Raw genomic sequence first — 1,574 nt, forward strand, 5'->3', positions numbered from 1 at the left:
CCGCTGCAAGTCGTTCGCGGCGGGCGCGGACGGGACGACCTGGGCCGAGGGTGTCGGTCTGATCGCGCTCGAACGGCTGTCGGACGCGCGGCGGTTGGGTCACCGGGTGCTCGGCGTCGTCCGGGGCAGCGCCATCAACCAGGACGGCGCCAGCAGCGGCCTGACCGCGCCGAACGGTCCCTCGCAGCAGCGCGTGATCCGGGCGGCGCTCGCGGACGCGGGCCTCTCGGCCGGGGACGTCGACGCCGTCGAGGCGCACGGCACCGGCACCAAGCTGGGCGACCCGATCGAGGCGCAGGCGCTGATCGCGACCTACGGGCAGGAGCGGGAGCAGGAGCGCCCGCTCTGGCTGGGGTCCATGAAGTCCAACATCGGCCACTCGGTCGCGGCGGCCGGCGTCGGCGGTGTGATCAAGATGGTGATGGCCCTCCAGCAGGAGGAGCTGCCGCGCACCCTGAACGTGGACGAGCCGACCCCGTTCGTGGACTGGTCGGCGGGCGCGGTGTCGTTGCTGACCGAGCCGGTCGCGTGGCCGCGCGGCGAGCGCACGCGTCGTGCGGGTGTCTCGTCCTTCGGGGCCAGTGGCACCAACGCTCACGTGATCGTCGAGGAGGCCCCGGAGTTCGAGTCTCCTGTCGAGGCGTCGGCTGATGAGCCGGACGCCGGGGTGTCGGCGTGGTTGGTGTCGGGTGGCAGTGCGGGTGGTCTGCGGGCGCAGGCGGCGCGGCTGGCGGAGTTCGCCGGTACGGGTGTGGAGCCTGCGGTGGTGGGTCGGGCGTTGGCCGGGAAGCCGGTGCTGGGTCATCGTCTGGCCGTGGTCGGTGCCGACCGCGCCGAACTGCTCGCCGGTCTGGAGGCGTTCGCGGCCGGGGGTGAGGTCGCGGGCAACGCCGTCATGGGCACGGTCGGTGCGACGGCGCGGCCGGTGCTGGTGTTCCCGGGGCAGGGCTGGCAGTGGGAGCGGATGGGTGTCGAACTCCTCGACGCGTTCCCGGTGTTCGCGAAGTCGGTGGCGGAGTGCTCGGCGGAGGTCGAGCGCCTCGCGGGCTGGTCGGTCCTCGACGTCCTGCGCGGCGAGCCGGGCGCGCCCTCCTTCGAGCGGGTCGATGTCGTGCAGCCGGTGATGTTCACGGTCATGGTGGGCCTGGCCCGCCTGTGGGAGTCGCTCGGGGTGCGGGCGGCGGCGGTGGTGGGGCACTCGCAGGGCGAGATCGCCGCAGCGTGCGTGGCCGGCGCGCTGAGCGTCGAGGACGCCGTGCGCGTCGTCGTGGCGCGCTCGGCGGCGATCACCGCCCTGGCGGGGCAGGGCGCGATGCTCTCCGTCGCCACCACCCTGGAGAGCGTGAACGGTCACCTGGAGGGTTTCGAGGGCCGGCTGTGGGTGGCGGCCGTCAACGGCCCCTCGTCCACCGTCGTGGCCGGTGACCTCGACGCGGCCGAGGAGTTCCTCGCCCACTGCGAGAGCGCGGGCGTGCGGGTGCGGCGTATCCCCGTGGACTACGCCTCGCACACCCCGCACGTGGAGGCGATCGCCGAGCGGATCCTTCAGGGCCTCGCGGGCATCACCCCGCGCG

At 74.1% G+C, this 1,574-nt stretch carries 1 protein-coding gene; it reads left to right on the forward strand.

What is annotated here, in order from left to right:
• A partial coding sequence (locus ABD308_RS17610; RefSeq protein ID WP_344335426.1) for an acyltransferase domain-containing protein occupies nt 1–1,574 on the forward strand: 1,574 nt, incomplete at both ends.

This window comes from Kitasatospora putterlickiae, from assembly GCF_039527695.1.
In the GTDB taxonomy this organism is placed as follows: Bacteria; Actinomycetota; Actinomycetes; order Streptomycetales; family Streptomycetaceae; genus Kitasatospora; species Kitasatospora putterlickiae.